Genomic DNA, 461 nt, shown 5'->3' with positions numbered 1-461 from the left:
AAGACGCCCATCGTCCACGTCTTCGGACGCAACGCCTCGTGGGAGCGACGCCACCTCCCTATCGTCGGCTACCGTCCGTACTTCGGGGTCCGTCAGTCTGAGTGGGTCCAGAAGGCCGAGGAGGTCGCAGAAGACGACCGCGTCCAAGCAGTCGAGACGACCGACTGGCAGGGGCGTCCCGAACAGACAATCGACGGGGAGCCGATGGTCCGTGTCGTCTGTCGCGAGCCGTCGGACGTAGGCGACCTTCGGGAGCTGTTCTATGATCCGTTCGAGGCGGACGTACTCTTTCCTGTTCGCTTCCTCGTGGACATGGCTGACACCCAATGGATCGAGGTTCCAGACAGCGTTGCGGACACCGAATACACCGTCCAAGACGCGCTGCCTGTGAGCGATGTCCGCCACGTCGAACGCTCCGAGACACCCGAGACGGTCCCGCCCCTGCGCGTCTGTACGTACGA

The 461-nt window shown here is 63.6% G+C and carries 1 pseudogene; it reads left to right on the top strand.

Annotation, left to right across the window (positions count from 1 at the left end):
• A pseudogene (locus EXE45_RS19815) lies at nucleotides 1-461 on the top strand (hypothetical protein); the annotation flags it as partial.

This window comes from Halorubrum sp. SP9, from assembly GCF_005435015.1.
GTDB classification, from domain to species: domain Archaea; phylum Halobacteriota; class Halobacteria; order Halobacteriales; family Haloferacaceae; genus Halorubrum; species Halorubrum sodomense.
This window is presented reverse-complemented; position numbering and strand designations above follow the sequence as displayed.